Origin of the sequence: Fictibacillus sp. 26RED30 (genome assembly GCF_015903845.1) — a bacterium.
GTDB lineage: Bacteria > Bacillota > Bacilli > Bacillales > Fictibacillaceae > Fictibacillus > Fictibacillus phosphorivorans.
This window is the reverse complement of the sequence record NZ_JACZDV010000002.1, coordinates 313,636-340,504: the sequence shown is the minus strand read 5'-3', so window position 1 is coordinate 340,504 and position 26,869 is coordinate 313,636. Positions and strand designations below refer to the sequence as shown.

The 26,869-nt window shown below is 41.9% G+C and carries 25 protein-coding genes; 22 read left to right on the top strand and 3 right to left on the bottom strand.

The features are described from left to right. Nucleotides 1-23: 23 nt before the first annotated feature. From murA to IHV11_RS14375, 7 genes are all read left to right on the top strand, one after another. A complete protein-coding gene (gene murA, locus IHV11_RS14405) occupies nt 24-1,337 on the top strand; it encodes a UDP-N-acetylglucosamine 1-carboxyvinyltransferase (RefSeq protein WP_197128319.1) in 1,314 nt (437 codons plus the stop codon). Nucleotides 1,338-1,676: 339 nt separating this feature from the next. After that, nucleotides 1,677-1,823: a lmo0937 family membrane protein gene (locus tag IHV11_RS14400; RefSeq protein ID WP_137791095.1), complete on the top strand. Its 147-nt coding sequence runs from the start codon at nt 1,677-1,679 to the stop codon at nt 1,821-1,823. 224 nt (nt 1,824-2,047) lie between these two features. Further along, nucleotides 2,048-3,715 carry a M4 family metallopeptidase gene (locus tag IHV11_RS14395; RefSeq protein WP_197195272.1) on the top strand — a complete coding sequence of 556 codons (1,668 nt, stop codon included), beginning with the start codon at nt 2,048-2,050 and terminating at the stop codon, nt 3,713-3,715. Between the two features lie 134 nt (nt 3,716-3,849). Beyond that, nucleotides 3,850-4,560 (top strand): DUF421 domain-containing protein, encoded by a 711-nt coding sequence (locus IHV11_RS14390; RefSeq protein ID WP_197128321.1) that lies wholly within the window; start codon nt 3,850-3,852, stop codon nt 4,558-4,560. 1 nt (nt 4,561) lies between these two features. Then, nucleotides 4,562-5,266 carry a YetF domain-containing protein gene (locus IHV11_RS14385; protein ID WP_197195271.1) on the top strand — a complete coding sequence of 235 codons (705 nt, stop codon included), beginning with the start codon at nt 4,562-4,564 and terminating at the stop codon, nt 5,264-5,266. A 122-nt stretch (nt 5,267-5,388) separates the two neighbouring features. After that, a complete protein-coding gene (locus IHV11_RS14380) occupies nt 5,389-5,592 on the top strand; it encodes a helix-turn-helix transcriptional regulator (RefSeq protein WP_197195270.1) in 204 nt (67 codons plus the stop codon). Then, complete coding sequence (locus tag IHV11_RS14375) at nt 5,585-5,899, top strand: hypothetical protein (RefSeq protein ID WP_312035251.1); 315 nt, start codon at nt 5,585-5,587, stop codon at nt 5,897-5,899. The genes IHV11_RS14380 and IHV11_RS14375 overlap by 8 nt, the downstream gene beginning before the upstream one ends. 68 nt (nt 5,900-5,967) lie before the next feature. Here IHV11_RS14375 and IHV11_RS14370 read toward each other — a convergent pair whose 3' ends face one another. Beyond that, on the bottom strand, nt 5,968-6,582 hold the full coding sequence (locus IHV11_RS14370) for a DUF3298 and DUF4163 domain-containing protein (RefSeq protein ID WP_197195269.1): 615 nt from the start codon (nt 6,580-6,582) through the stop codon (nt 5,968-5,970). Nucleotides 6,583-6,766: 184 nt separating this feature from the next. On the opposite strand from IHV11_RS14370, the gene spoIID reads away from it, so the two are divergent. From spoIID to IHV11_RS14325, 9 genes are all read left to right on the top strand, one after another. Further along, nucleotides 6,767-7,807 (top strand): stage II sporulation protein D, encoded by a 1,041-nt coding sequence (gene spoIID / locus IHV11_RS14365; protein WP_370568687.1) that lies wholly within the window; start codon nt 6,767-6,769, stop codon nt 7,805-7,807. 186 nt (nt 7,808-7,993) lie between these two features. Next, complete coding sequence (locus tag IHV11_RS14360) at nt 7,994-8,968, top strand: M23 family metallopeptidase (RefSeq protein WP_197195267.1); 975 nt, start codon at nt 7,994-7,996, stop codon at nt 8,966-8,968. A gap of 533 nt (nt 8,969-9,501) precedes the next feature. Further along, on the top strand, nt 9,502-9,768 hold the full coding sequence (spoIIID, locus tag IHV11_RS14355) for a sporulation transcriptional regulator SpoIIID (protein ID WP_007203593.1): 267 nt from the start codon (nt 9,502-9,504) through the stop codon (nt 9,766-9,768). Between the two features lie 194 nt (nt 9,769-9,962). After that, nucleotides 9,963-10,958, top strand: coding sequence for a rod shape-determining protein (locus IHV11_RS14350; protein WP_197128328.1), 996 nt, complete (start codon nt 9,963-9,965; stop codon nt 10,956-10,958). A gap of 378 nt (nt 10,959-11,336) precedes the next feature. After that, nucleotides 11,337-12,170 (top strand): flagellar hook-basal body protein, encoded by an 834-nt coding sequence (locus IHV11_RS14345; protein ID WP_197195266.1) that lies wholly within the window; start codon nt 11,337-11,339, stop codon nt 12,168-12,170. A gap of 11 nt (nt 12,171-12,181) precedes the next feature. Further along, entirely contained in the window at nt 12,182-13,009 is an 828-nt protein-coding gene (locus IHV11_RS14340; RefSeq protein ID WP_197195265.1) for a flagellar hook-basal body protein, read from the top strand. Nucleotides 13,010-13,024: 15 nt separating this feature from the next. Then, a complete protein-coding gene (locus IHV11_RS14335; RefSeq protein WP_231619488.1) occupies nt 13,025-13,312 on the top strand; it encodes a DNA-directed RNA polymerase subunit beta in 288 nt (95 codons plus the stop codon). 136 nt (nt 13,313-13,448) lie between these two features. Then, on the top strand, nt 13,449-13,874 hold the full coding sequence (fabZ, locus tag IHV11_RS14330) for a 3-hydroxyacyl-ACP dehydratase FabZ (RefSeq protein WP_066398842.1): 426 nt from the start codon (nt 13,449-13,451) through the stop codon (nt 13,872-13,874). A gap of 149 nt (nt 13,875-14,023) precedes the next feature. After that, the gene (locus tag IHV11_RS14325; protein WP_197195264.1) at nt 14,024-14,701 is read left to right on the top strand and encodes an HAD family hydrolase; all 678 of its coding nucleotides are present in this window, start codon (nt 14,024-14,026) and stop codon (nt 14,699-14,701) included. A gap of 284 nt (nt 14,702-14,985) precedes the next feature. On the opposite strand, the gene IHV11_RS14320 is transcribed toward IHV11_RS14325, so the two are convergent. Then, a complete protein-coding gene (locus IHV11_RS14320; RefSeq protein WP_197195263.1) occupies nt 14,986-16,020 on the bottom strand; it encodes a class I SAM-dependent methyltransferase in 1,035 nt (344 codons plus the stop codon). Between the two features lie 125 nt (nt 16,021-16,145). Between IHV11_RS14320 and IHV11_RS14315 the strand changes: the two genes are divergently transcribed. The 4 genes from IHV11_RS14315 to IHV11_RS14300 all read left to right on the top strand — a co-directional run bounded on the left by IHV11_RS14315 (nt 16,146) and on the right by IHV11_RS14300 (nt 22,414). Then, complete coding sequence (locus IHV11_RS14315) at nt 16,146-16,742, top strand: SGNH/GDSL hydrolase family protein (RefSeq protein WP_370568685.1); 597 nt, start codon at nt 16,146-16,148, stop codon at nt 16,740-16,742. A gap of 21 nt (nt 16,743-16,763) precedes the next feature. Continuing rightward, nucleotides 16,764-17,240, top strand: coding sequence for a GNAT family N-acetyltransferase (locus IHV11_RS14310; RefSeq protein WP_197195261.1), 477 nt, complete (start codon nt 16,764-16,766; stop codon nt 17,238-17,240). A gap of 164 nt (nt 17,241-17,404) precedes the next feature. Beyond that, nucleotides 17,405-17,617 (top strand): hypothetical protein, encoded by a 213-nt coding sequence (locus tag IHV11_RS14305; RefSeq protein WP_197190143.1) that lies wholly within the window; start codon nt 17,405-17,407, stop codon nt 17,615-17,617. Between the two features lie 459 nt (nt 17,618-18,076). After that, entirely contained in the window at nt 18,077-22,414 is a 4,338-nt protein-coding gene (locus IHV11_RS14300) for an alpha-amylase family glycosyl hydrolase (RefSeq protein ID WP_197195468.1), read from the top strand. An 89-nt stretch (nt 22,415-22,503) separates the two neighbouring features. Here IHV11_RS14300 and IHV11_RS14295 read toward each other — a convergent pair whose 3' ends face one another. Beyond that, nucleotides 22,504-22,773 (bottom strand): hypothetical protein, encoded by a 270-nt coding sequence (locus IHV11_RS14295; RefSeq protein WP_197195260.1) that lies wholly within the window; start codon nt 22,771-22,773, stop codon nt 22,504-22,506. Between the two features lie 202 nt (nt 22,774-22,975). Between IHV11_RS14295 and IHV11_RS14290 the strand changes: the two genes are divergently transcribed. Beyond that, nucleotides 22,976-24,274, top strand: coding sequence for a YjiH family protein (locus tag IHV11_RS14290; RefSeq protein ID WP_197195259.1), 1,299 nt, complete (start codon nt 22,976-22,978; stop codon nt 24,272-24,274). 167 nt (nt 24,275-24,441) lie between these two features. Next, nucleotides 24,442-26,766 (top strand): Ig-like domain-containing protein, encoded by a 2,325-nt coding sequence (locus tag IHV11_RS14285; RefSeq protein ID WP_197195258.1) that lies wholly within the window; start codon nt 24,442-24,444, stop codon nt 26,764-26,766. The last annotated feature ends 103 nt before the right edge of the window (nt 26,767-26,869 follow it).

Below are 26,869 nucleotides of genomic sequence, written 5' to 3'. Positions count from 1 at the left end.
ATTGGACGCGGAGGGGAATATCGTTGGAAAAAATCATTGTCCGTGGTGGTAGGCGGTTAGAGGGCTCTGTACGAGTTGAAGGAGCTAAGAATGCCGTACTTCCTGTCATCGCAGCATCCATTTTAGCAAGTAAGGGCAAAAGCACGATTAAAGACGTGCCGAGTCTAGCTGATGTGTTTACGATTAACGAAGTATTACGTTATTTAAATATTGATGTAGCATTTGAAAACGGTGAAATTTCTGTTGATGCTACAAACGAATTGAAAACTGAAGCACCATTTGAGTATGTCCGCAAAATGAGAGCATCATTCCTAGTTATGGGACCATTGCTTGCTCGTGTTGGATTGTCTCGTATCGCACTTCCAGGAGGATGCGCAATTGGATCACGTCCGATCGATCAGCATCTAAAAGGATTTGAAGCGATGGGTGCAACAGTAAAGATCGGAAATGGATTTATCGAAGCAAAAATTGATGGCCGCTTGCAAGGTGCAAAGATTTATTTAGACTTCCCTAGTGTAGGAGCTACTGAGAATATCATGATGGCTGCAACACTTGCTGAAGGAACGACTATCATCGAAAACGCTGCAAAAGAACCAGAAATCGTATGTCTAGCTAACTACCTGAACGCGATGGGTGCTACAGTTATCGGTGCCGGTACAGGTACGATCCGTATTGTCGGAGCTGAAGAACTTGTCGGTGCTGAGCACACGGTAGTTCCAGACCGTATCGAAGCTGGTACGTATATGGTAGCAGCAGCGATCACACAAGGTGACGTTTTAGTTGAAAATGCAATCGCAGAACACCTACGTCCTTTAATCGCAAAAATGGAAGAGATGGGTGTACAGATTCAAGAAGAAGGAAACGGACTTCGTGTTCGCGGACCTCGTGAATTAAAACCTGTTGATATCAAAACAATGCCTCACCCAGGATTCCCGACTGACCTTCAGTCGCAAATGATGGCGCTATTGCTCCGTGCAAACGGAACAAGCGTAATCACGGAAACTGTATTCGAAAACCGTTTCATGCACGTGGAAGAATTCCGCCGCATGAATGGTGATATTAAAATCGAAGGCCGTTCTTCTGTAATCAACGGACCTGTAAATCTGCAAGGTGCTGAGGTTGCTTCAACTGACCTTCGCGCAGGTGCAGCTTTGGTACTTGCTGGGCTTGTCGCTGACGGTTACACGCGTGTAACTGAATTGAAGCACATCGACCGCGGATATGTTGATTTCACTGGAAAATTGGCTGCATTAGGTGCTGACATCGAGCGTGTAAACGAAGATGTGAAAACAACACCTGCAAAAGAAGAGCAATCATTAAAAAGTAATTTAGCATAATATATGATAAGAGAAACCCTTTCTCATTGTTGAGGAAGGGTTTTTCTGTTTTCTTAGTGATCCTGTAGTTATGAAAGCTGTATTTCGATTTTACGGTACGCGTTCATATATTTTGTTACACGTTCGCAGGTAAACTGGTGGTGAGCACCTGAAAAAGTGTGTAGTTCCACCTGAACGCAGCCCCTTTTAACCGGTGATTCGTGTTCAACCACCTGTAAATGATATTTTTCCACCGAGATTCAAGATTTTAGAGGCGCCATCTGTTTAATTCATAACGTATTCGGGAAATCTAAACCTTATACTTATACTTTTTTATATTAATGAAGGGATGTCGAACTCATGCTTTGGACCATTATCGGAATATTAGTCGTACTGTGGTTATTAGGTGTTATTTTTAAAGTAGCTGGCGGGATCATTCATATTTTACTCGTTATCGCTTTGATCGTTTTTGTTTTAAATTTTATTAAAGGTCGAAAATCGAAATAGCTGTAAAAGCTGGCTTTCATAGCCAGCTTTTTTTATTGGTGAAGTTTCGCTCTTTAGCTCGAATGAACACAAAAAAACAGTTCCTACTTCCTGTTTTTATTGAAAAAAATTTGATAATAGTACAATTTAATCAAAATTTTAAGAATAGTTTGAAAATAAAAAGAAAGGTGCTATTATAAATCCACTGGCTTTAAAATTCATGAAGCAAAGGGGATTGGGAAGGGATGAAAAAGCAATTATCAGTATGGGGTTTAGCGCTTGGTCTTGCCGTAAGTCCGTTAGCAGCAGGACAAGCATCAGCGGAGGCTCCGGTTAATGTTTTATCAACAAAGAAGATGGATAGCTTAACGGGCACACCGTCTTTTGTATCTGGAAAACTGTCTGAGGCTTCTTCAAAATCGGCAAAGGATGTTGTATTCAATTACCTTCAAAAAGAATCGAAAACATTTAAATTAGGAACTCAAAAAGCACAGGACTCGTTCAAGGTAAAGTCTGTTACAAAGGATGAGTTGGGCAGACAATTAGTGCGAATCCAGCAAACCTATAAAGGAGTTCCAATTTGGGGCTCGACACAAGTTGCGCATGTTAACGAAAAGGGAGAGCTCGTTGTATTTTCAGGAACGGTTACTCCTGATCTTCAAAGTAAACCAGGGTTAGGGTTCGCTAAAAAGATTACAGCTGCAAAAGCGGTAACAGTTGCTGTTAAAGACCTCGGTTTCACACCGGAATATGAAGCAGATCCAACATCTGAACTGGTTGTGTATACAAATGGAGATAAAGCCACTTATGCCTACTTGGTGAACTTGAATTTTTTATCGCCTGAACCAGGAAACTATAATTATTTTGTAGACGCCGTTACAGGCAAGATCCTGAATTCTTATAACGACTTGGATGAAGCGCATGGTGATCATAAAGCACCGCCAACGGGTGGAGGATCGTTAGTAGGAACGAATGCGATTGGTACAGGGACGGGTGTCCTTGGCGATACGAAATCACTCAACACATTATTATCGAGCGGTAAGTACTACCTGCAAGATAACACACGAGGAAACGGCGTATTTACATACGATGCGAAGAACCGTCAACAGCTACCGGGCACACTTTGGGCAGATGCGGATAACAAGCTGAACGCGACATATGACAGAGCGGCTGTAGATGCTCACTATTATGCAGGTGCGACGTACGATTATTATAAAGAAGTCTTCAACCGCAACTCGTATGACAATAAAGGAGCAGCATTAAAATCAACGGTTCACTATGGCCGTAATTACAACAACGCGTTCTGGAACGGACAGCAGATGGTATACGGTGATGGCGACGGATCGACGTTTGTATCATTGTCAGGCGGATTAGATGTTGTCGCGCATGAATTAACACATGCTGTAACGGATTTCTCATCTGATCTGATCTATCAAAACGAATCGGGTGCGTTGAACGAAGCGATGTCCGATATTTTCGGTACGCTAGTCGAGCACCATGAAAATAACAACCCGGATTATGAGATCGGAGAAGATATCTACACACCAGGAACGCCGAATGACGCGCTTCGTTCGATGAGCAACCCGGCAAAATATCAAGATCCTGATCATTATTCGGTTCGCTACACAGGAACGGGCGACAATGGCGGAGTGCACATCAACAGCGGTATCATCAATAAAGCGGCATACTTGCTGGCAGTCGGTGGAACGCATTATGGTGTAACGGTTCCGGCGATCGGCAACCAAAAAGTTGGAGCGATCTACTACCGCGCTAACACGGTATACTTAACAGCTTCATCAAACTTCAGCCAAGCAAGAGCAGCTCTTGTTCAATCAGCATCTGATCTTTATGGAGCAACCTCTCCAGAAGTAGCAGCGGTTAAAAAATCGTATGATGCAGTTGGTGTGAACTAAATCAATAAAAATAACCCTGATCTCTGTGTGAGAGGTCGGGTTTTTTTTATCGTTATCAAATAATTATTAGGAGAATTGGGAAGTTTAACCTGTAGTTATAAATTTATTGAATCACCCATAAAGGAAGATGAAATATGGAATTGAAACATGTTTTATTTGAAGCAGAGGATTTAAGTATTATTGAACAAGTCTTTAGAACTTCCTTGCTCTATTTTTTGTTATTCGCGTCTGATAAAGCAATGGGTTTTAAGCAGAATGCTATTACGACTCCTTATAATTTCATAATGGCAGCTGGTATCAGTCATATTTCTGCTACTCGAATCGTAGTTCCTGATTCAAGGCCGATCGATGCTTTTGCAATAATCATTGTTTATACCATTTTTATGCTTTGTTTTACTTACTTTGGGTACCTTAAGCTACCGTCGATTGTATCGCAAACGCCTACTATCATCGTAAAAAACGGTAAAATCATAAAGAAAAATTTAAAGAAAACGAGGCTAACACTTGATAATGTATTATCCATTTTACGAGTGAAAGATGCTTTTAATCTTGAAAAAGTGAAGTTTCTAGTAGCAGAAACAACCGGTGATTTTAGTGTTGCCATCGACAGTAAAGATCAGCCCGTAACTAAATCTTCTGTGGGTATACCAACGACTCCAAATGAGCTATCTCAGCTTGTCATATATGAAGGGAGAGTGGATCAGCGGGTGCTAAAGAAAAACAACCTTGACCATGATTGGTTAAACCAGCAGTTACAAATACTTAATATTCAAGCGATAAATGATGTTTTCGTTGGGATTCTCACTCCTGAGAAAACGCTTTACATAAACCGGCAGGAGGTTTAAGATGCCTCAAGTTTTTGGTGAGTTAAAAGATATTACATTGATGGGGTATGTAATTCGAACAATTCTTGTAGGGGTTATAGTCTTCTTGGTTGGAAGGTTTGTGACGAAAAGGTCCTTTAGCCAAATGACGACCTTTGACTTTGCATTGATCTGGATACTAGGAGCCCTTACTGTATCTCCCTTATTAGAAGGGGATGTGACTTTTACAAGGACGATCACTCCTATATTAACGCTTTTCTTCTGGCATACCGCACTCAGTATGATTTCTTTAAAGAGCAGGTCATTTGCTCATTTTTTTAACGGGAAACCATTGCTGCTTATTGATGATGGGAAAATCGTCAGGAAACATTTAAGAAAACACTTTATGAATATTGATCTCTTGCTAGCTGAGCTTAGGATTAGAAAAGTTTTTGATATATCCGAAGTCAGGTATTGCATGTTGGAGCCCAACGGTCAGCTGAGCATCATGAAGTACAGTACACACGATCCAGTTACAGCGTCAGATATGAAAACTGCAGTCTCTCCAGTTAACATCCCGTTAGTGGTGATAAATGATGGAAAACTTTTTGAAGAGAATCTTAAAACAGCAAACGTAGATCTGACGTGGCTAAAAGAAAACTTGAAAACACATCAAGTGGACTGCGTCGAGTCCGTGTATTTGGCAACTGTTAATCAAGATAAAAAATTGTATGTTTCAAAAAAATAGAGCTGAAATCGTAACGGAATCCGTTGCGATTTTTTTGTTGAGATTTTCAATATTCACTTTACAAAATATGTAAAAGTAAAGTATACTTTACGTAAAGTTAGCTTTACGTAAGGGTGATTCATTTGGAACATCGTATTAAAGAACTTAGAACGAGATGTGGCTGGACACAAGAACAACTGTCCGAAAAACTTGGGGTTTCCAGACAAACCGTAATATCAATCGAAAACGGCCGATACAATCCTTCATTAGAGCTTGCCTATAACATCGCACAATTATTTCGGCTTAGTATCGAAGAAGTTTTTATTTTCGAGAAGGGGAGTGACTGAAAAAGTGGGTGTAGACCAGTTGTTAGCATTATTAGGATTGTTACTTGGGGTATTAGGCGGTCTTTTTGGGCTCTGGTGGGGGAGAAAGTTAGCAGCACGAAAGAGAGGGATCGATGAAAGATATGAAAATATTGCCGTGAAGGCTCTTGCGAATGGGTGGAGAGTCACTTTAGTTTATATTTCTGTTTTATTTATTTTATTGGTAATGGGAATTAAGTTATCTGTTGCACCTGTTTTAGGGACGCTTTTATTGATTCATATGGCAGGATGGGCATTATCATTTATTTATTATCAGATTAAGTTTTAATGAAATAGATAGGATATAAAAAACATCCAGACTTAAAAATCTGGATGTTTTTTGTCTGGTCCCATAAATTACAGACCATTCACGGCCATTTTTCCGAGCGGTCCGTTCTCATCAATGATATCCTGTAGATCAAAAACGGAGATAGGGAACATGGGGAAGCCAAATACATAAGCAGTGATCTCATATAGTTGAAAATAGATCACAAGCGACTTGTCGGCGATATAGAAGTCTTGATCCGGCCTGATGCTTTTGAATGGTTCGAGTGTGTCAATCTGCCTGGCTTTAAGCTGTTCTTTTATATGACGATTGATCACTTCCGCATAATTACTTCCGGGTTTAAATAGATCTTTTAACTGATACGTTTTTCCTGTAGAAAGATCCCATGTCTCTGATTTGATATACGTCATTCCATGAGCGGCCATGGGCGTATAGGCAAAATTTAAGAAACCGATGCTCAAGATGTTCTTTTCGTTCGTTTTAACGGCAAACTCCCCATACATGCCTGGACGAGCCTCGGGATTCTGGTAATTCGCGAGCTGCTCGTTGATCTGAACGATTCTTCGGTTTACTTGCTGCTCAATACGAGGATCGATCTTGCCTTCGATCTGCGGGTAATAAATCTTAATATTGCCAGGTGCATACGTGAGCGTACGAACCAAGACAGGAGGTTGAAAACTGTCCATGCTGTTCACCCTTTCGTGCCGATCATCTCTTCATATTATGCGAGGAAATGCCTGTCTCAGTCTGCGTATATAAAACTTGTAAACCGGTATGTTCTTCATTGTAAAAATGCTAGTTTTGTGTTCTAAAAGCCCGCCTTTTTGTATAAGTTGTATGGTAGATAACAATCTAGGAGGGCATGGGAACGTGAATGTAAATGTAAAGCCGTTGATTTGGATTCTAGCTATTTTTGTCGCTATCATCGTCCTTCTCCCGACGATACTCGTACTACCATTTTCGTCAGCACCTCCCCAGTGGAAAGAAGAGAAGGCTGCACGCCCATCTGAGAGAGTGCTAGCTTTAGAAGTCCCGCATTCCGACATCGTCGTGCCTGTTTTCAGAAAATCGATGGATACGGTGCAGAACATCCCGTTAGAAGAGTATGTAGCGGGAGTGGTCGCTTCTGAAATGCCTGCAGACTTTGAGTTAGAAGCGCTGAAAGCACAAGCGTTAACCGCACGGACGTTTATTGTAAAAGCTCTACTAAACCGCGGCAAAGACGATAGTCTGCCAGAAGGTGCGGTCGTGTCAGACACGGTGATGCATCAAGTGTACAAAGGAAACGAAGAGCTAGAGACGCTTTGGGGAGATGATTTCAACAAAAAGATAGAGAAGATCATCAAAGCGGTCTCTGAGACAAAAGGACAGATTTTAACGTATGAAGGAGATCCGATTCAAGCGAGTTTCTTTTCCACAAGCAATGGCTTTACTGTTAATTCCGAGGACTATTGGAAAAACGAATATCCGTATTTAAGAAGTGTAGAAAGTCCGTGGGATAAAAAAGAGTCTCCGAAATATACAGAGACCGTCCAGCTGCCTGTAAGCACGGTAGAACAGAAACTCGGCGTTTCGCTAACAAAAGATGGCCAGATCGGAAAAGTCTTAGCCACAACAAGCGGAAAACGAATCGGCAAGTGGGCGATTGGTAAAAAAGAGTTCACCGGAAAAGAAGTACGAGAGAAGCTGGAGCTGCGGTCGACGGATTTCCAGATGAAGAAAAAAGGAAAGCAAGTTACCGTGACAACCAGAGGATACGGTCATGGAGTGGGGTTGAGCCAATATGGTGCGAACGGAATGGCAAAGGAAGGGAAGTCGTATAAAGAGATCGTGAATCATTATTACAAAGGGATAGAGATAACTGACTATAAACCAATCGCTGACAAGGGGCTCGCGTATCAGCCTCAGTAAATTGTGTGGAAATTGTAGGGGGTCTGACCCGGGTCAGACCCCCTCTTTATCGTTGTTAGGAAACCGCTAGATGTCATAAGGCATTCGGCGGTTTTTTCAATTGTCGAACGAAATCTTCAAAAAAGTTTTGCGCCAAAGTATATATTTTCAGAATTCTGTTCAAACTTGTTGCTGAGGTGATGAAAAATGAAAGAAGAAGAAAAACAAAACAAAAAAACAGTACCGATGAAAGGTAAGAGTGCTATGAAAAAACGTTGGGTTTATCCTGCAGTATATTTAAGCTTTGCAGCAGTCATTCTAACTTCTGTTCTATGGTATCAAAACGATGCGAAGAATACGGAGAATAATAATACTCCAGATAGCGCATTAGAGGACAATGGAGCAGCAGTGCCTGTATCCCTTACAAAAGAAGTTTTCCAGATGCCCGTTTCTGACCCTGAAGCCATTGAAGTGGTAAAAGATTTCTTTAGCCCAGAAGCTCCAGCTCAAGAACAAGAAGCAGCTCTTGTATTCTATAACAATATCTACTACCAAAACCGAGGTATCGATCTAGCGACTGCTGATAACAAAGCATTCGACGTAACCGCAGCATTAAGTGGTAACGTTGTAAAAGTTGCAAAAGATCCTGCACTAGGATTCGTAGTAGAAGTAGAACATGACAAAGGTGTAGTCACACACTACTCATCTCTTGCTTCTGTCTCTGTTAAGCAAGGTGACCAAGTGAAGCAAGGCGCAGTTGTAGGACAAGCTGGTGAGAACGCATATGATACAGATGCGAAGATCCACGCACACTTCGAAGTTCGTAAAGACGGAGAAGCAGTCGACCCAGTGATGGCTTGGGATCAATCTGTTGCACAACTTGCAACCGCTGTTGATGACTCTCGTAAAGAGATGAAAAAAGCGGAAGAGAAGAAAGCAGTAGAAGAGCAGAAGAAGGCTGAAGAGAAAAAGCCTGCTGAAGAAAAGAAACCAGCACCAAAGGCTGAAGACAAAGGTTCTAAAGATACAAAGGACACAAAGGATTCTAAAGATACAAAAGATACGAAAGACACGAAGGATGGCAAAGATGGTAAAGATGCCAACCGTGAGCAAGAATCATCATCTCAATCAGCCGAAGATACGAATGCTCCTGCAGCAGACGACTCTGGTGCTAACGAATAATAGCAAAAAGGAAGCTGTCTCGGTTTAACCCGAGACAGTTTTTTTATTTTTATTTAAATTTCAACCGTTTATCGGTGAACCAATTCACTTTTTTAGGTGGTCCCGATTGCATAACCGGTGTAACGAAGCAGTTCTCAGGTGGTCACAGAAGTTTAATCGGTGAAAAAAGCAAGTTTACCGGCGAACGCGTAATACATATAAAAACACGTACCGTGAAAAATTTTTTCTTCATCCACTTCACTTAAATAACTTAATTTTCCAACTGTTTATGCAGGTTTTTTCACAAATATGGACATTTCCCCTTGTCCCAGTTGAGATTTAGGCATATAACGAAAACTTGGTTAATAAGATGTTACAAAACCTACAATAATTCAATTGAGGGTGAGCGGTGAGAAATCGTACTATGGCTGCGGTGGAAAAAGGGGAATGGAAGCAATACTTATAAGCCGAAGATGACAACGAAACTTGTCACGTAGCTTGTTCATACAAGTCTCTATCGCATCTCTCACATCCATTTTAGGGAGGCGAGTGGTGTGCACGATTACATCAAAGAGCGAACCATCAAGATAGGACGGTATATCGTGGAGACAAGAAAAACAGTCCGCATGATCGCAAAAGAATTCGGGGTTTCCAAAAGCACGGTGCATAAAGATCTCACCGAGCGGCTGCCTGAAATTAATCCTGATCTTGCAAACAACGTAAAAGAGATCCTCGAATACCATAAGTCCATCCGCCACTTGAGAGGTGGAGAAGCGACTCGCGTAAAGTACAAAAAAGGCACAGAGGAAGTTGTTCAGTAAGTTTATGAGTATGAAGGATGTTAGATGAAACAATATACATTATGTGCCGCATCGTTCCAGTATCAAATAATTAATTTTTGACAATATTTCACCTTGTTCGACAGACTTGTGATATAATGATAAATTGGATAGAACTTCGATTTTTTACTAAAAATGTCATTATATCGTATGGATGTTAACAGGGAGGATATAACATGTTTTCAAGGGACGTTGGAATTGACCTTGGTACCGCTAATGTACTAATTTATGTAAAAGGAAAAGGGATCGTACTCGATGAGCCATCTGTCGTTGCGATCGACACGAATACCGGAAAAGCACTCGCTGTAGGAGAAGAAGCCCGCCGCATGGTAGGCCGTACGCCTGGGAACATCGTGGCGATCCGCCCGTTAAAAGACGGCGTTATCGCTGACTTTGAAGTAACCGAGCAGATGCTGAAACATTTTATTAATAAGATTAACGTAAAAGGCATGTTTGCCAAGCCTAGAATCTTGATTTGTACACCAACGAACATTACATCCGTTGAACAAAAAGCGATTAGAGAAGCTGCGCAAAAGTGCGGAGCGAAACATATTTTTCTTGAAGAAGAGCCAAAAGTGGCTGCAATTGGGGCGGGGATGGATATCTTCCAGCCGAGCGGCAATATGGTTGTGGACATCGGTGGTGGCACAACTGACATTGCGGTCTTGAGCATGGGAGATATCGTTACGTCCTCTTCTATTAAGATGGCTGGGGACAAGTTCGATACTGAAATCCTTCAATATATTAAAAAAGAGTACAAGCTGTTGATCGGTGAACGTACGGCTGAAAATATTAAATTGAACGTAGCTACCGTTTACGAGCGTGACGAAGAGCTCGAGATCCGTGGCCGTGACATGGTATCAGGACTTCCACGTACGATTACAGTAGGTTCAAAAGAAATTCAACGCGCATTGATGGAGCCAGTGATGGTGATCGTTCAAGCGGCAAAGAGCGTTTTAGAAAAAACGCCGCCTGAATTATCCGCTGACATCATCGATCGTGGTATCATGCTAACAGGTGGTGGAGCGCTTCTTCACGGAATCGACCAGCTGTTTGCAGATGAATTAAAAGTACCTGTATTGATCGCAGAAGAGCCCATGAGAGCCGTAGCGAACGGAACAGGCTTAATGCTTGAACATATGGATAAGATCGCGAAAAGAAAAGTGTTTTAATGATGGAAATGCCGCCCAATGTGGGTGGCATTTTGTTTTTGTATGAAGAAATGGAAGGCTAGATAAGCGCGAAAAACAGCTTCTAGGCCCTAAATCGAAATTTATAGGCCCTCAAAATAATTTATAGTCCTTGAAATTATTTTATAGGCCTTTGAAAAGATTTATAGTCCTTCAAATTCATTTATAGGCTTTTCGACAAACAAGCTGATTCGCATCACAAAGTCACTTCACTTCTCTCCACCACCTCTAGGACGAAATCCCCATCATGAAAAAAGAATATCATTATTTTTGCAGAAATCTATTAATAATTGTAAAAAACTGTCGATACAACAGATGAGACATATTGTGTCCAGATTACAAATACAGGAGGAATACTCCGTGTTAAGAGGCTTTTATAATGCTGCAGCTGGCATGCTGGCACAGCAGCGCAAACAAGAAATTTTAACAAACAACATGGCGAATGCGAATACGCCTGGATATAAAGCGGACAATGCGAGTCTGCGCACTTTTCCAACGATGCTGCTTCAGCATATGGGAGAGACGGAAATGAACGGTAAGAAGCTGCCGAACAACTACCCGATCGGACCAGCGGCACTCTCAACAGGTGTTTACGTTCAGGAAACTGCACCTAACTTTTTGCAAGGTGACATGCGCGAGACGGGGATAAAAACGGATATGGCGCTTCTTCAAGGACAAGTTCCACTTGACCCCGAAACAGGTAAGCCCGGCGGACTCTTTTTCCGATTGAACGTGAACGGAGAAGAACGCTTTACGAGGAATGGTCATTTTTCAGTGGATGCAGAAGGTAGTCTTGTAACGCCGGAAGGAAATTATGTGCTTGGAACCGATGGTAACCGAATCACGGTGAGAAGCGACAATTTTACAGTGAGCAAAGACGGTACGGTGCTCGATAACGGTGCAGTTGCGGGGCAGATCGATGTTGCGTACATCACGAACCCTAACGATCTTGTAAAAGAAGGCTCAGGGTTATTCAGACTGGATGGAAACGGGGATGCGCCGAGTGCTCTTGGGAATCCGAACATTACGTACAACGTGCAGCAAGGTTTTGTAGAACGTTCGAACGTGAACACGGAACAGACGATGACAGAGATGCTGACGGCTTATCGTGCGTTTGAAGCCAACCAAAAAGTGCTTCAAGCCTATGACCGTACCATGGAAAAAGCATCGAACGAAATTGGCCGAATCGGTTAGGGGGATCAAAAATGAACCAGTCTATGATTTCAGCAGCAGTAACGATGGGGCAGCTGCAGCATAAGCTTGATACCATCTCAAATAATATGGCGAACAGCACGACGAACGGCTATAAAAGACGCGAGGCGCAATTTTCGGATATTCTTTTTCAGCAGATTAATAGTGAAGCACTGAATCCGACTGAAGCGGGCCGACTAACGCCCAACGGAATTCGACTGGGCAGCGGAGCACGTGTTTCTTCAACTGCGCTCAGTTTAGAAGCGGGCACGCTCCAGCAGACAGGCAGGCTTCTTGATGTAGCGCTCACACAGCCTAGCTTTTATTTTCAGGTTTCGGGCGTGGATAACAACGGAAACGAAACGCAGCGGTTCACAAGGGACGGCGCGTTCTATTTATCACCGTCTGCTAACAACCCGAATCAGTTGGAACTTGTTACATCAGAAGGCAATAAAGTAATGGGTGTAGACGGACCGATTACGATTCCAGCTGATCATAGCAAAATTACCATTGGACAAAACGGCCAAGTTTCGGTAACGTTAAATAATGGAGCGATTGTTGAATCAGGACAGTTAGCGATTGTGAACATGGTTCGGCCGCAGTTGATGGTATCTGTCGGGCAGAACTTGCAAGCGCCACAGGACATTCCGTTAAATCAACTGATAGAGGAAGTAAATGCTGGAGCAGGTAACTTCGTTCAGCAAGGTGCACTCGAATCCTCGAATGTAAACATTTCCACCGAGATGACGGAAATGATTCAAACACAACGTTCTTATCAATTTAATGCGCGTTCTCTTACAATTGCTGACCAAATGATGGGGTTAGTAAACGGGCTTCGCTAAATGAGGTAGGTTTGTATGACGAATAAGATGCAAGAGTTGAATAAAAACGAAAAACCGAAAACACAGCGTTACCAAGAAAAAGAAACGTCTACTAAAGAAGAGAAGAAACAGTGGTACCAACGCCGAACGAAAAGAAGCTTTCCGATTTGGCTTCGTCTTCTGCTCCTCGTCTGTGGAATCATCGTCTGCTTTGCTGTTGGTACGATGGTTGGCTATGGCGTGATTGGTGACGGCAAACCGATGAACGTGTTTGAAAAAGAAACATGGACACATATCATCGACCTTGTAGAAAAAGATGGGTAAAGATATAATAAAAAAACAATGGCAATGAATATAGTCATTGTTTTCTTTTGATGTAAAATTAGTACCAGGTAACAATACCAAGTATAATAAAAATAGATTAGAAACAATGAGTGAAAAAGAAAGGTGATGTTTGTATATGCTAACAATCGAAGAAATTAAAGAAATCATTCCGCACCGTTATCCGTTCCTGCTGATTGACCGCATCTTAGAAGTAGAAGAAGGAGAGCGTGCTGTCGGAATCAAGAACGTTACAGCGAACGAAGAATTTTTCAACGGTCACTTCCCGGAATATCCGGTTATGCCAGGCGTACTAATCGTAGAAGCACTCGCTCAAGTAGGGGCAGTCGCTATGCTGAAAAAAGAAGAGAACCGTGGCCGCCTTGCTTTCTTTGCAGGCATCGATAACTGTCGCTTCAAAAAGCAAGTCGTACCAGGCGACCAGCTTCGTCTAGAAGTAGAGATGACACGTGTGCGCGGTTCGATCGGTAAAGGCAAAGGGATCGCAACCGTTGATGGCCAAGTAGCCTGCGAAGTCGAGATCACCTTCGCACTAGGCAAATAAAAAACCACAGTGGGGTCTGACCCCACACAATTATCATAAAAGCTTGAAATGGAGCATTCCTTTAGGGTGTAAGTCCTATTTCAAGCTTTCTTTTTATGCTATTTTAAATTTGAGCTTCAAAATATGGCTGCGAAGGAGAGTAAATCAGGATGAAGAATTATGAATATATCTTGTTTGACTTAGACGGCACTCTTTCTGATCCTAAAATCGGTATCACAAAATCTGTTCAGTTTGCCCTGAGAAGAATGGGCATTACAGAAGAGAACCTTGATCACTTAGAATCTTTCATCGGACCACCACTTCAACAATCTTTCCAAGAATTCTATTCCTTTAATGAAACGCAGATCCGAATAGCCATCACGCACTATCGTGAAAGATTCAAGGACATTGGCATGTACGAGAATACACTTTACGAACATATTCCTTCACTTCTTCAAGAACTCAAAGACTATGGCCTTACATTAGTTGTCGCAACTTCAAAACCTACCGTATTTGCTGAAGAAATCTTAAAATACTTCAACATACATCATCATTTCGACTTGATTGTTGGCAGCAATCTCAACGGAACACGTACGAGTAAAACGGAGATCATTCAGTACATTCTTCATCATTACAACAATCAACCAAAGGAAACGTTCATCATGATCGGTGACAGAAAGCATGATATTATCGGGGCTTGTAACACAGGTATCAATTCAATAGGCGTTACATACGGATATGGTTTAATGGAAGAACTCACAGCTGCAAAACCTACTTCTATTGTTAATACTGTCTCTGAATTAAGGGAAGTATTATTGAAAAACACAACTATTCAAATCCAGAGTTGAAAATAATAAAAAAATTGGATTAAGTGTACATGTGGAAAATACACTATTCCGATATGTTCGCATAAGATGGTCGCTGTAAAATTATTACGAGGTAATTCCTATTATATCCGCAGATAAGTTCAATAATTCCGGGTTAAAGCTCAATAATTACGTGTATAAAATTATTTATCCGATTTTCGACATTTTTCGCTATCAATCTGTTAACTAACATCAAATATTTTAAAGACCTTACAAAAAAAGAACACATCAAAAAACCTGGAGCCCTCTCCAGGTTTCACACATTCCTATTTCGCCCTTGCCACAATTCCGTTATGCACCTTTATATAACCATGTCGCATAATCTCCAGACCGTTTTCATGCAGATAGAGTCCCATCTGCTCTAACGTCATCAGCTCGCGATACGTATGGTTCATCACATCCGCCATGATCTCGTAATACAGTTTGGAACGCAATTGCGCACGAGGTGTCGTCATCACGATATAGCCACTCGGTTTCAAGAATTTTCGATGCCACTCAACGACTTCAGCTTTCATAGAGTCTGGAAAATGCTCTAACAACCCGACGCTGAGTACGATGTCGAACTCTCTGCCATATGGGAGATTGCGAATATCATCCACGACATACGAGATATTGAAGTCATTTTTATAATAAACTTTGTCTCCGCCCGTTCCTGAATTCCTCCCCAAAAACGGATAAGACTCAGGAAACTCTGTGAACCGTGTATCTCGGCAGAACGGATCATAATCCACCATCACTACCTCACCGTCAGGGTACATCGCTGACAGCTGCATCGCTTCATAGCCTTCAGCAGCTCCCAAAAATAGTATGCGAGGTTTCAGAACGTCCAGTCCCTCGAACAAAGCTCTCTTTCCACGCGGATCCCAGATGCCGTCTTGAATACGGTGCACATAATTCCAGAGGTGGATCCGCACGTAATCACCAAGTGCCGTTTTTACTTCACTAGGCTTGAAGCTTGTTAAACTTTTAAAAAAAGCGCTCTTTTTATCCCCAATCTCATTGGGTACATCCTTAGAGAACCACTCGTGAAAGGACTGGTTGAACATCGTCCAGGATGTATGGACCGGGAGCATCTCGCCGTGCGTCTGTTCCCACTCTGTTTTTTCTTTTGAAAAAGAAGTCACCTCATACGGTTTGCCAATATCTTTCCACGTCACAGTGGACCAATCGTTCACCGTATTTACTTTTACAAACTTTTCATATTCTTTTCTGTCTCTATACTGTCGCAGATCCATTCGGTATGACGGCCTCATTTCTGTTTGGCCGAACGTTTTCGGTTGCTGAACCGCTGTTTCAAGCATGATACGACCTCCTTAAAAAAGGATTTTTTATAGATATTCAAAGAAAGAATGTAAAATCCTTTAAATCCTAACATTTCGGTTCGACGTGATAAAATAGAATAAAGAAAACAGGGAGGGAAATGGAGATGAAAATTATTTTTATCGGTGACAGCATTACAGCTTCAAATAAAAACACAGACGCAGATCGACTGGGTGACGGTTACGTTCGCATGATTAAAGAAGTCTTGCCAGGGGAAGTAACAGTGATCAATAAAGGTGTGAACGGACATCGCGTGACAGACCTCGCTTTTCGGTGGCAGCGAGATGTAATCGATCTTGAGCCTGATCTTTTATCTGTTTCCATTGGAATCAACGATGTGTGGAGACAGCTCGACAGCCCTCAATTGGAGCAGGTGGATGCTTCTAAATTTGAGGAAGTGTATCGGGGGTTGTTAACGCAGCTTTCACCAAAAACAAAACTTGTCTTAATGGAACCTACGATTATAAAGGAAAACACAGAATCTCAAGGAAATCAGTTGTTGATGCCGTACGTGGAAGTGGTCCGAAAGTTAGCAAAAGAATTTAAAGCGGTGCTCGTACCTACGCATGAAATTTTCCTCAACCATCTAACCAAAAAACCAGACGTGTCCTTAACAACAGACGGTGTACACATGAGACGAAAAGGAAACGAACTTATGGCAAAAACGTGGCTGGAAGCTGCAGAATCACTCGTTACCTTATAAAACTGAACAGGAGTTACATAGATGGCAAACACAACACTAACATTCTTTCACGAGATACATCGAGAAGCGTTAAATGCATTTTATTTACCACAGGAGCAAGAAAAATTCACGGCTATGCCGAATGATGCTTTAAAGAAATGTGAAAAAGATCAGGGGCGTCATCCTGTAGTTATTGAGGGTGACAACAAAACAGTCGGCTTTTTCGTTCTGCATAAGGGTGAGAACATTGGAGATTTTACGGCAAACCCGAACGCTATGGTCATTCGTGCACTATCCATCAATCACCCTGAGCAAGGAAAAGGGTACGCAAAAGTTGCGATGCTGCAGCTTCCTCTGTTTGTTTCCAAACACTTTCCGGAAGTAAACGAACTCATTTTAGCCGTAAACTTCAAAAACGAATCTGCAAAAAGACTTTACGAAAAAGTAGGTTTTGTAGATCGCGGTCAGATCAAACCTGGTCCAGTCGGGCCGCAATATGTGCTGCATTATGATCTATAATTATTAAGCTCATATAAAGCTAATTTTAGAATTGTAAAGTCTCCGTTATGACTTGGTAAATTGCGTCTTTTCGGTTTTTTTTCATGATATATTCTGAACAGGGACAAAGAAATCCCATACTCATGCAAAAATCATAATGAAAATCCGAAGGGAGCAATTGAACAATGAGCAAAACGTTTTTGGCTAAAATCGGAGCATCTCTTTTGGCAATATTTTTGATCACTGCATGTAGCAACTCGGAAGACACGAACACGGATGAAGAAACAAACACAGAAGAAACAGAGACTCAAGATGAAGAAACAACGACCGATGAAGAAGGTTCTACAGAAGAAGAAACTTCAACAGATGAGGAATCAACAGAAGAGTCAGCTGAATAAGATAAAAGAAGTGCCGGGCCTCTACCTACCAGAGAGGACCCGGTTTTTTGTTGTTTGAAGTAATTTGACATGGGACGAGTAAGTTTCACTGCAAGGTGCGTGCATCTTATAAAATTTCACGGTACGTGTTTTTTAATTTATTACACGTTCGCTCAAACATGACCGCTTTTCGCTCCAAAAATCTCTTGTTTCGCTCCATAGCCCTCAGATTTCACTCTTGACTTAAAAAAACAAGTAAACAGCTATCAACTTCATATTTCCAAACCCTCTACCGCCTTGAAAATGTCGAAAACATAAGAATATTTAACTATTTATAAACAGTTTTATCAGCCGAACGGCTCATTTCCAAGAAAAGAAAACATGGCATAATAAAAGGAATGAAAGCGTTATCTTAAAAGCATTTGTGCAAACGCTTTCGCTAATTTGCACAACAATAAAGGGGGAAATGAAGTGAGGAAAATGAAAACTCGCAACACGGTTTCTTGGTTATTGCTTTTTACGCTTATTTTGCAAACGTTTGCATCTGCATTACTCATACAACCTTCTTCAACTAAAGCGGTGGAGCGCAACGTAACGCTTGTTGGAGATCTGCAATCTGAACTTGGTGGTTCTAGTGACTGGAACCCGGCTGACACTGCTACAAAAATGGAACAGCAACCGAACGGAAAATACCGACTAACAGGTACTCTTCCTGCCGGAACCTATGAATACAAGGTTGCGATCAATGGTTCATGGGATGAGAACTATGGAGTGGATGGAAAACAAGGTGGGGATAACTACAAGTTGACGATCGACACGGAAAAAGAAGTTACATTTGTTTATGATGACACGACTCACAAATTAACGATTTCAGAACCACTTCCTGCTGAAAAAACACCACGAATCGTAGGTGACATCCAGCCGGATATCGGAGCAGGAGGCGAGTGGACACCTGGTGAATCGACTGCACTATTACAAGATGAAGACGGTGACAACATCTACACGTACACCGCACAAGTGCCAAAAGGAAAGCACGAATTTAAAGTAGTGCTCGGCAACAATTGGGATGCGCCAAATTATCCGGCAGACAACATGAAGTTGAACGTACTGAAAGACGCAGAGATCACGTTTTTTTACAATCATGACACAAAAGAAGTGTACACGAACTATGACGGGGGTCTTCCGGATGGCAGCGTGAACGCAGGCAAGCTTCACCATGATACATGGAACGAAGCATTTCGTGCGCCGTTTGGAGCGATCAAAGCTGGACAAGACGTAACCCTTCGCCTGCAAACAAAAAAGGGCGACCTGACTGGCGCAAAGCTATATCTTCGTAACTATAACTCTGGCAATACGACGGTAAAAGATATGGTGAACGCTGGCTGGACGACAGTGAACGGCGAAGACATCGAGCTGTGGGAAGCTACGGTTACACCTGAAGAAAAAGGGGTGTACGGCTATAAATTCACCGCCCGTGATGGAGATGCGGTAAAAGAATACGGAGAAGATACAGGTGAGGGTGGAAAAGGGGCAGCAGCTGATACGAACGCCGCTCTATTCCAGATGACTGTATACGACCCGTCTTATAAAACACCTGACTGGATGAAAGAGTCTGTTGTATATCAGATCTTCCCTGACCGTTTTTATAACGGAAACAAAAAGAACGACAAAGCAAAAACAACGGCTCGTGGCACTGAACCGATCGAGCACCGAGATTGGAATGAGCTGCCGGACAACCCTCGTCAAGCAGAAACAGAAGGCTATGATGGGGACGAAATATGGTCGAACGACTTCTTTGGTGGCGATATTGCTGGTATCCAGAAGAAATTAGACTATATCGAGTCACTTGGCGTAAATACGCTGTACCTGAATCCAGTTGCACATGCAGCATCCAATCATAAGTATGATGCGACGGACTATAAAGCGATGGATCCGATGTTTGGGTCACCAGAAGAATTTAAGGCTTTTACAAAAGAACTGAAAAAACGGAAGATGCACTTGATCCTTGATGGTGTATTCAACCATGTTGGAGACGATTCGATCTATTTTGACCGTTACAGCAAATACAAAACGGTCGGTGCGTATGAATATTGGGCAAGCATCTATGACCTGATGAGTTCGAAAGGTCTATCAGAAACGGAAGCAAAAAAACAAACAGAAGCGAAGTTCAAGAAAGAAGGACAAGAGTTTAGTTCATACGGGTTTCATAACTGGTTTAACATCGAGAACGAAAAAGTAAACGGCGTCTATAAATACCAAGCATGGTGGGGCTTTGACTCACTTCCTGAGATTAAATCCATTCCAGGTGAAGCGGTAGACTATGATTCTGAGTTGAACAACAAGCCATTCGCAGACTATATCATGTACGACAAAGATTCGGCTGCAAAATCGTGGCTAGATCGCGGTGCATCAGGCTGGCGATTGGATGTTGCGAACGAAGTAGATACAGAGTTTTGGAGAGAGTTCCGAAAAGAGCTGAAGGAAGGTAAGAAAGAAGATCCATTAATCCTAGGTGAGATCTGGGATGATGCGTCTGAATACTTCCTTGGTGATCTGTATGATTCGGTTATGAACTACCGTTTCCGCGGTGCGATGATCGACTACTTAAAAAACGGTAACGCAGAAGGCGCAGAAAACCAGATGAACGCCGTGTTTGAGGATTACCCACAAGAAGCGTTTTATGCGTTGATGAACTTGATGGGTTCTCATGATACACCTCGTGCAGCGTTTATCCTTGGAAACGGAACAGATTCTTACGAGCGTGCTGAGCTGGATCCGAAGTACGATCATGAGCTAGGTGTGAAACGACTGAAGCTTGCGGCAATCTTACAGATGGGTTATGCGGGCGCACCGACTCTTTATTATGGAGATGAAGCGGGCGTTACGGGCTCTAAAGATCCGGACGATCGAAGAACATATCCATGGGGTTCTGAGGACAAGGATCTTATAAAGCATTATCAAAACATCGGAAAAGTGCGTAGTGATTACCATGATCTCTTCAGCTATGGTGAACTTCATCACCTATACGCTGAAAAAGATGTGCTTGCTTATGCTCGTACAGATAAGAAGAATGCGGCGCTTGTTATTACAAACCGCGGCAACGAACCTAAAACCGTTGAACTAGACGTGAAAAAGCTGATCGTAAACAACGTGAAGCTAACAGATCAGCTGAACAAAAAGTACAAAACAGCTGTAAAGGATGGAAAGCTAACAGTAACAATTCCAGCGATGAGCGGTCGTATGCTCGTTTCAGATAAGCACCAGAATTTGAAAGCGCCAAAAGCTGTTAAATACGTTAAAGCTTCAGAAAGTAGTCACGCAGTTTCGCTTTTCTGGAAAGGTGACGCAAAACGCTACGCAATCTATCAAACCACGATCTCAGGTGCTTTTTATGAAAAGGTAGCAGAAACAAAAGGAAACTCGATTAAGATCGATAACCTAGACAACGGACGCAAGTATTATTTTGCAGTTGTTGCGATCGATAGAAACAACAACGAGTCGATGAAAACAGAATCAAAAGCCGCAATCCCACATGTGGAGTTGAAAAACGGAAACTATAACATTTCAAATGTAACAGCGTTAAAGAATGGCGTAATTGACCTATCTAAGCCACAAACGGTTTCAGCTGATATCAAAATTACAGGTGAAACAGAGACAGAACTAGCAGAAGGATTACAGAGTGAGCTGCAAGTAAAAGAACCAGGCAAGACGAACTGGACATCTCATAAAGGGATGTACACCGCTCAAAACGGAGAATATAACACATTTAGCGCAGATTTCTTACCTTTTAAAGAGGGAGCGTATCAATATCGTTATGCGTTCTCAACCGATTTAGGCAGAAAGTGGGTCACAAGTGAAACAAAGACAGTTACTTTTACAAAAGGTGATGACACGACTGCTCCTGCAACATCAGTAACATTAGAAGAACCAGCGCAAGAATCAGGACAAGTGAATCTGAAGTGGTCTGTAGAAGGAGCGAACGAGCCTTATCTATTCACGATTGTTCGTGATGGAGAAGTTATCGATCAAGTCCTTGATACAAGTGCAACAACGTACAAAGATTTGAACGTGACGAACGGAAAGGTCTACAGTTACGAAGTGCACATCTTCGATAAAGCCGGTAACAGCGTGAAGTCGAACGCCGTTCAAGTTACACCAGATCTTGTAATGGTAAAAGTAACAATGAAAGTAAACGCACCAGCTTATACACCACAAGGCGTGGATATTACGATGCCAGGTAGCAAGAACGGTTGGAACACGGGTGCGTGGAAGATGACGCGTGGCGGCGCGGTAACGAACGATTATGAATATACGTTTGAAGCGCAAGAAGGTGAAGTCATTACCTACAAATACGCCAAGAACAGCTCTTGGGATCAAGAAGGACTTGCTGACCATACACCGGGTAATCCGAACGATGATGATGTAAGTTATTACGGATACGGTGCAACAGGAACAGACTTGAGTTTTGTTGTCACGAACCAAGGCGGCAATGCGATGGTCGTTCAAGATAAGATTTTACGATGGATCGACATGCCGGTTGTTGTGACCTCTCATACAGATGGCCAGACTGTAACATCTGACACGATCACCCTAAAAGGAAATGCCATCAAAGAAGGGGTAATGACGATCAACGGTCAGCCGGTTACGATCAACGATGACATGACGTTCTCACACACGGTGAATTTAAGTGCAGGAGAGAACAAGCTGAACATCCATATCGAACCGTCAGAAGAGAATAAAACGACTATTTTCAAAAATGACGGCGGCGCGATTGCAAAGAACACGAAGGATATCGTGATGACAATTAATAAGAATTAGTTTGGTAGGATGCTGCTTCTCTTGAGAAGCGGCATCTTTTTTCATAAAAAAACGAGTATTTCCATACGGAGTACTCGTTTATAAAATATCTAATTCCGGTACTTCTCTAAAATGTTTTCAGTCACACGTTCTACATCTTGATTACTTCTCTTCGCCTCCGCATATCTCTCGTAATCCTCAGCCGCAACTTCTAACAAGAAGCTTTTCGGAAAAATATAAGGCTTACCCTGATCCTGTTCGTCCAAGTTGTTCAACACTTCCAGCTCGTCTTCGTTCTCCTTGTTGTGTTCAGGATCATATACAAACATCTTTCCATACTCTTCTTCTACACTTTTGTTCACATTGATAAAATACTTCATGCACAAAACACTCCTGTTCTTTTGATTATGTAACTGTTATTCCCTAGACACGTTGTCATCAGACATATAAAGACACAAAAAGGGAAGATAACCTATAAAAATTGTACAAGCACGACTCGTCATATTTCGAACTTTGTCCCGATAAGATGTAGAGAGAGCCTGACAAGTGCAGGCTTATCAAGCGGAAAGGGAGTTGGAAGTAATGAAAACTGCGGGTTCTTGGTCTCATTCGTTAAAATTTCTTTTGTTCAGTGCAGTTGGTATTTTCATGTTCTTCATTCCGATCACAGTGAAAGGAAAGTCGTCGATCCCACTCGATCACCTTGTAACGTGGGTAAGGGATACGGCGGGTGAAGCAGTGCCGCTTTATGCATTGCTCGTCATATTGCTCGGTGCTGTTTATCCGTTCTACAAAAAAACGTGGAACAAAGACCGAGTTACAACTACGTTCTCTTTGTTAAAAGTTGTAGGACTCGTTGCAGCTGTCCTTCTTTATTTTGAATGGGGTCCGAGCTGGTTAAGCGATCCGAACATGGGACCGTTCTTATTTGAGAAACTCGTGATCCCTGTTGGGTTGCTCGTTCCACTCGGCGCTGTATTCCTAGCCTTTATTGTGGGATATGGTCTGATGGAATTCATAGGGGTTCTTGTGCAAAAGATCATGAGACCTATTTGGAAAACGCCGGGCCGATCAGCGGTCGACGCCGTCGCTTCATTTGTTGGAAGCTACTCAATTGGTCTACTCATCACAAATCGCGTGTTTAAAGAAGGAAAGTATACGGTGAAAGAAGCAGCTATCATTGCAACAGGCTTCTCTACCGTTTCTGCAACGTTCATGATCATTGTGGCGAAAACGCTAGGTTTGATGGAGATGTGGAACACCTACTTCTGGACGACGCTTGTGGTCACTTTCTTAGTAACGGCCATCACAGTGAGAATTCGTCCGTTAAGCAGAATGGATGATACGTATTCAGGTGGGGAAGGTCAGCCGGAAGAAGAGGTGAATGAGAAATACTTGCAAACGGCTTGGAGAAACGCGATGGATTCATCTCAGAATGCTCCTGCATTTTTTACAAATATTTGGTCTAATTTCAGAGATGGCTTTCTAATGGCGATGAGTATATTGCCTTCCATTATGAGTGTCGGTTTAATCGCCCTTTTGTTGGCAGAATACACGCCTGTCTTTGATTGGCTGGGCTACGTTTTCTATCCGATCACATGGGCGCTGCAGCTTCCGGATGCCATGCTTGCTGCAAAAGCGGCTTCCATCGGTGTTGCTGAGATGTTCCTGCCAGCACTCTTAGTAGCGGAAGCGGCACTTGTCACGAAATTTGTAATCGGTGTAGTTTCTGTAGCTTCTATCTTGTTCTTCTCAGCGAGTATTCCATGTGTGTTGTCTACAGAAATTCCGGTGAGTGTGCCGAAGCTTGTGCTGATCTGGTTCCAGCGTACGGTGCTAGCGTTAATCCTAGCGACTCCACTGGCTTATCTGCTTCTATAAAAGATAGATTCGTAAGAGTGCTGCTGAAGTGTTTCAGCAGCACCTTTTTTATGTTATTTAGTAATCAAGAACTATTTTCTGAAATTATCAAAATATATCTTTATTTTTCCAGTTGTTATTGTATGATAATGAAGCAGTGATATGAATGGAATGGGGAGAAGAAAGAGTTGAAAAGGAAATTAGGTTCATTATTTTTAATGGCAGTTTTGGTGTTTAGCATTTTTCCTTTTACTAGTTTTGCAAACGATGACTTTCCGAGGTATGAGAGTTTATCAGTAAGTCCGCAACAAGCAAAAATAAACGAACAGGTTTGGTTTGATCTTTATGCACCTGATTCTGCCTATTTTATGCTGGAAGCGCGTCTCACGTATCTGTCTCCGCAGGGAGAAGAGCATGTAATTGAATTATCAGGTCCAAACCATTGGAAAGGACAGTTTACAGCTACTTCTTTAGAAGAAGTTGGTACGTGGCAACTTCAAAGTATTTATCTATACGATGACAGCTATAACAGTAGTACGTTTAAACGTGAACAAATTGAGCAACCTGAAGATTACGACTTTACTATATTAAATGAAGTGCAAGAAGTAGATGTAACAGCACCAACTGTGGATGCGATTACGTTTGAAAAAGAACAAGTGCAAGCCGGTGATTTTACAAAGGTTACTGTAACAGCAATTGATGATTCAGGAGTAGAGTGGATAACTCTTGGGCTTTATAATACAACTGGACGCGGAAATAATCACGTAACTGATTTTATAAAAACAGAAGATGGAACGTTTGAAGCCACGTGGTGGGTTCCGCAATTTACAGACCCTGGTGAATGGAGAGTGGATTGGGTAAATGCTGGTGATGCAGCAGGCAATCAGTATAGTTGGGACGATTATATGGGTGAGTACCCAGCATTCTTTGACACTATTCAAGTGATGAACGACAATCCTGACAATACAGCACCAACGGTATCAAGCATTCAATTTGTAAATGAAAGCGTAGAAGCAGGCAAAGATAATACCATTCAGCTTGTAGCAGAAGACGACATCTCTGGAATCAACTTTCTTTCAGTAGAAATGAGAAATGAGATGGGACAACGACTTTATATAGATGGAATCTATCCAGATGAAGAGGGTTCATGGTCAGCCAATTTTGTTGTTCCATCTTATATGAAAGATTCAACGTTTAAAGTTTGGAATGTATACACACAGGACAATGCAGGAAATGTTGATCATCAGTATTATGAAGAAGAGTATCCAGTTGGATTTGATACATTTTTGGTTATAAACGAGAACGACGATGTGAATGCACCAATGATTGAAAGTGTAACATTTGAAAAAGATTCAATGGTTACTGAAGATTCAAATACAGTAAGAGTTGCGGCAAGTGACGATAACAGTGGTATCGAAAGTATTGAGATTTACATGACGAGCCCTACCGGTAAAGGAGAAACGAGCACAGCCCTTTTTCCTAACGATGAAGGCATCTTTATAGGAGAGTTTACAATTCCGCCTTACACTGAACCAGGTGAATGGAGAGTTTCTAAAATTATCGCTAAAGACTTTGCAGGTAATGTTTTAGATAATAGGTATTCAGCAGAAAACTATCCAAATACATTTGATACGTTTTCTGTAGAAAACACGGAATTTGATTTTACACCTCCAACAATTAATAAAGTAATTTTCCAAACACCAGAAGTAAAAGGTAACGAAGAAGCAAAACTAACAATTTACGCTGAAGATTCTCAAACCGTACCAGCTTATATTGAAGTTGAATTAGTGAGTCCAAGTGGTACTCATATGTTAAAAGGAAGCTCTGATTATTTGGATGAAAGCGGATTGATGCACATCTCAATACCAATACCTAATGATGCTGAGTATGGAGATTGGCTTGTGAAACATATAAGAGTTATAGATTTAGCTGGAAACGAAGCGAATTATTCATACAGTAGTGATGACTATCCAGCTGAATTTGGTAAGCTTTTTGTAAACAACGATAAGATTGCTCCAAGCATCCCTTTTGTTAATGAAGTTAGCGATAATACTGCTATAATAACGGGCAATGCGGAGCCGCTTTCAACAATCACTGTTTTAGCAGATGGAGAGTTTTTGGCAAAAGGCAAGGCGACCAAAGATGGTACCTTTACCGTTGAAATCCCATCACAAAAAGTGGGCACATTATTAACAGTAAGCTCTGCTGATGCAGCGGGCAACGAGTCAGATGCTATTACAATTACAGTTTTAGATAAAACAGCGCCTAAAGCTCCAACCGTTGTTAAAGTGACAAAGGAAACGATTGCAGGTATGGCAGAACCGCAATCAACAGTTACAGTTACTGATAAAGTCGGAAATGTGATTGGTTCCTCTAAAGCAGATGAAAAGGGAAGCTTTGTGGTTAAGTTTATCAAACAAAAAAATCATGCCATTTTGTTTTTAAATGCAGCGGATGCTGCTGAAAACAAAAGTGATAGGGTAGAGGTTTATATAAAGGAAGCTAGAAAATAGATAAACACCAGTCAGAGTATCATACTTTGGCTGGTTTTTTGTACCTATTTTCTCCAACGGGTTGTGATGAAAGCCCTTTATCGATAGAATAGTAGTATAGAAA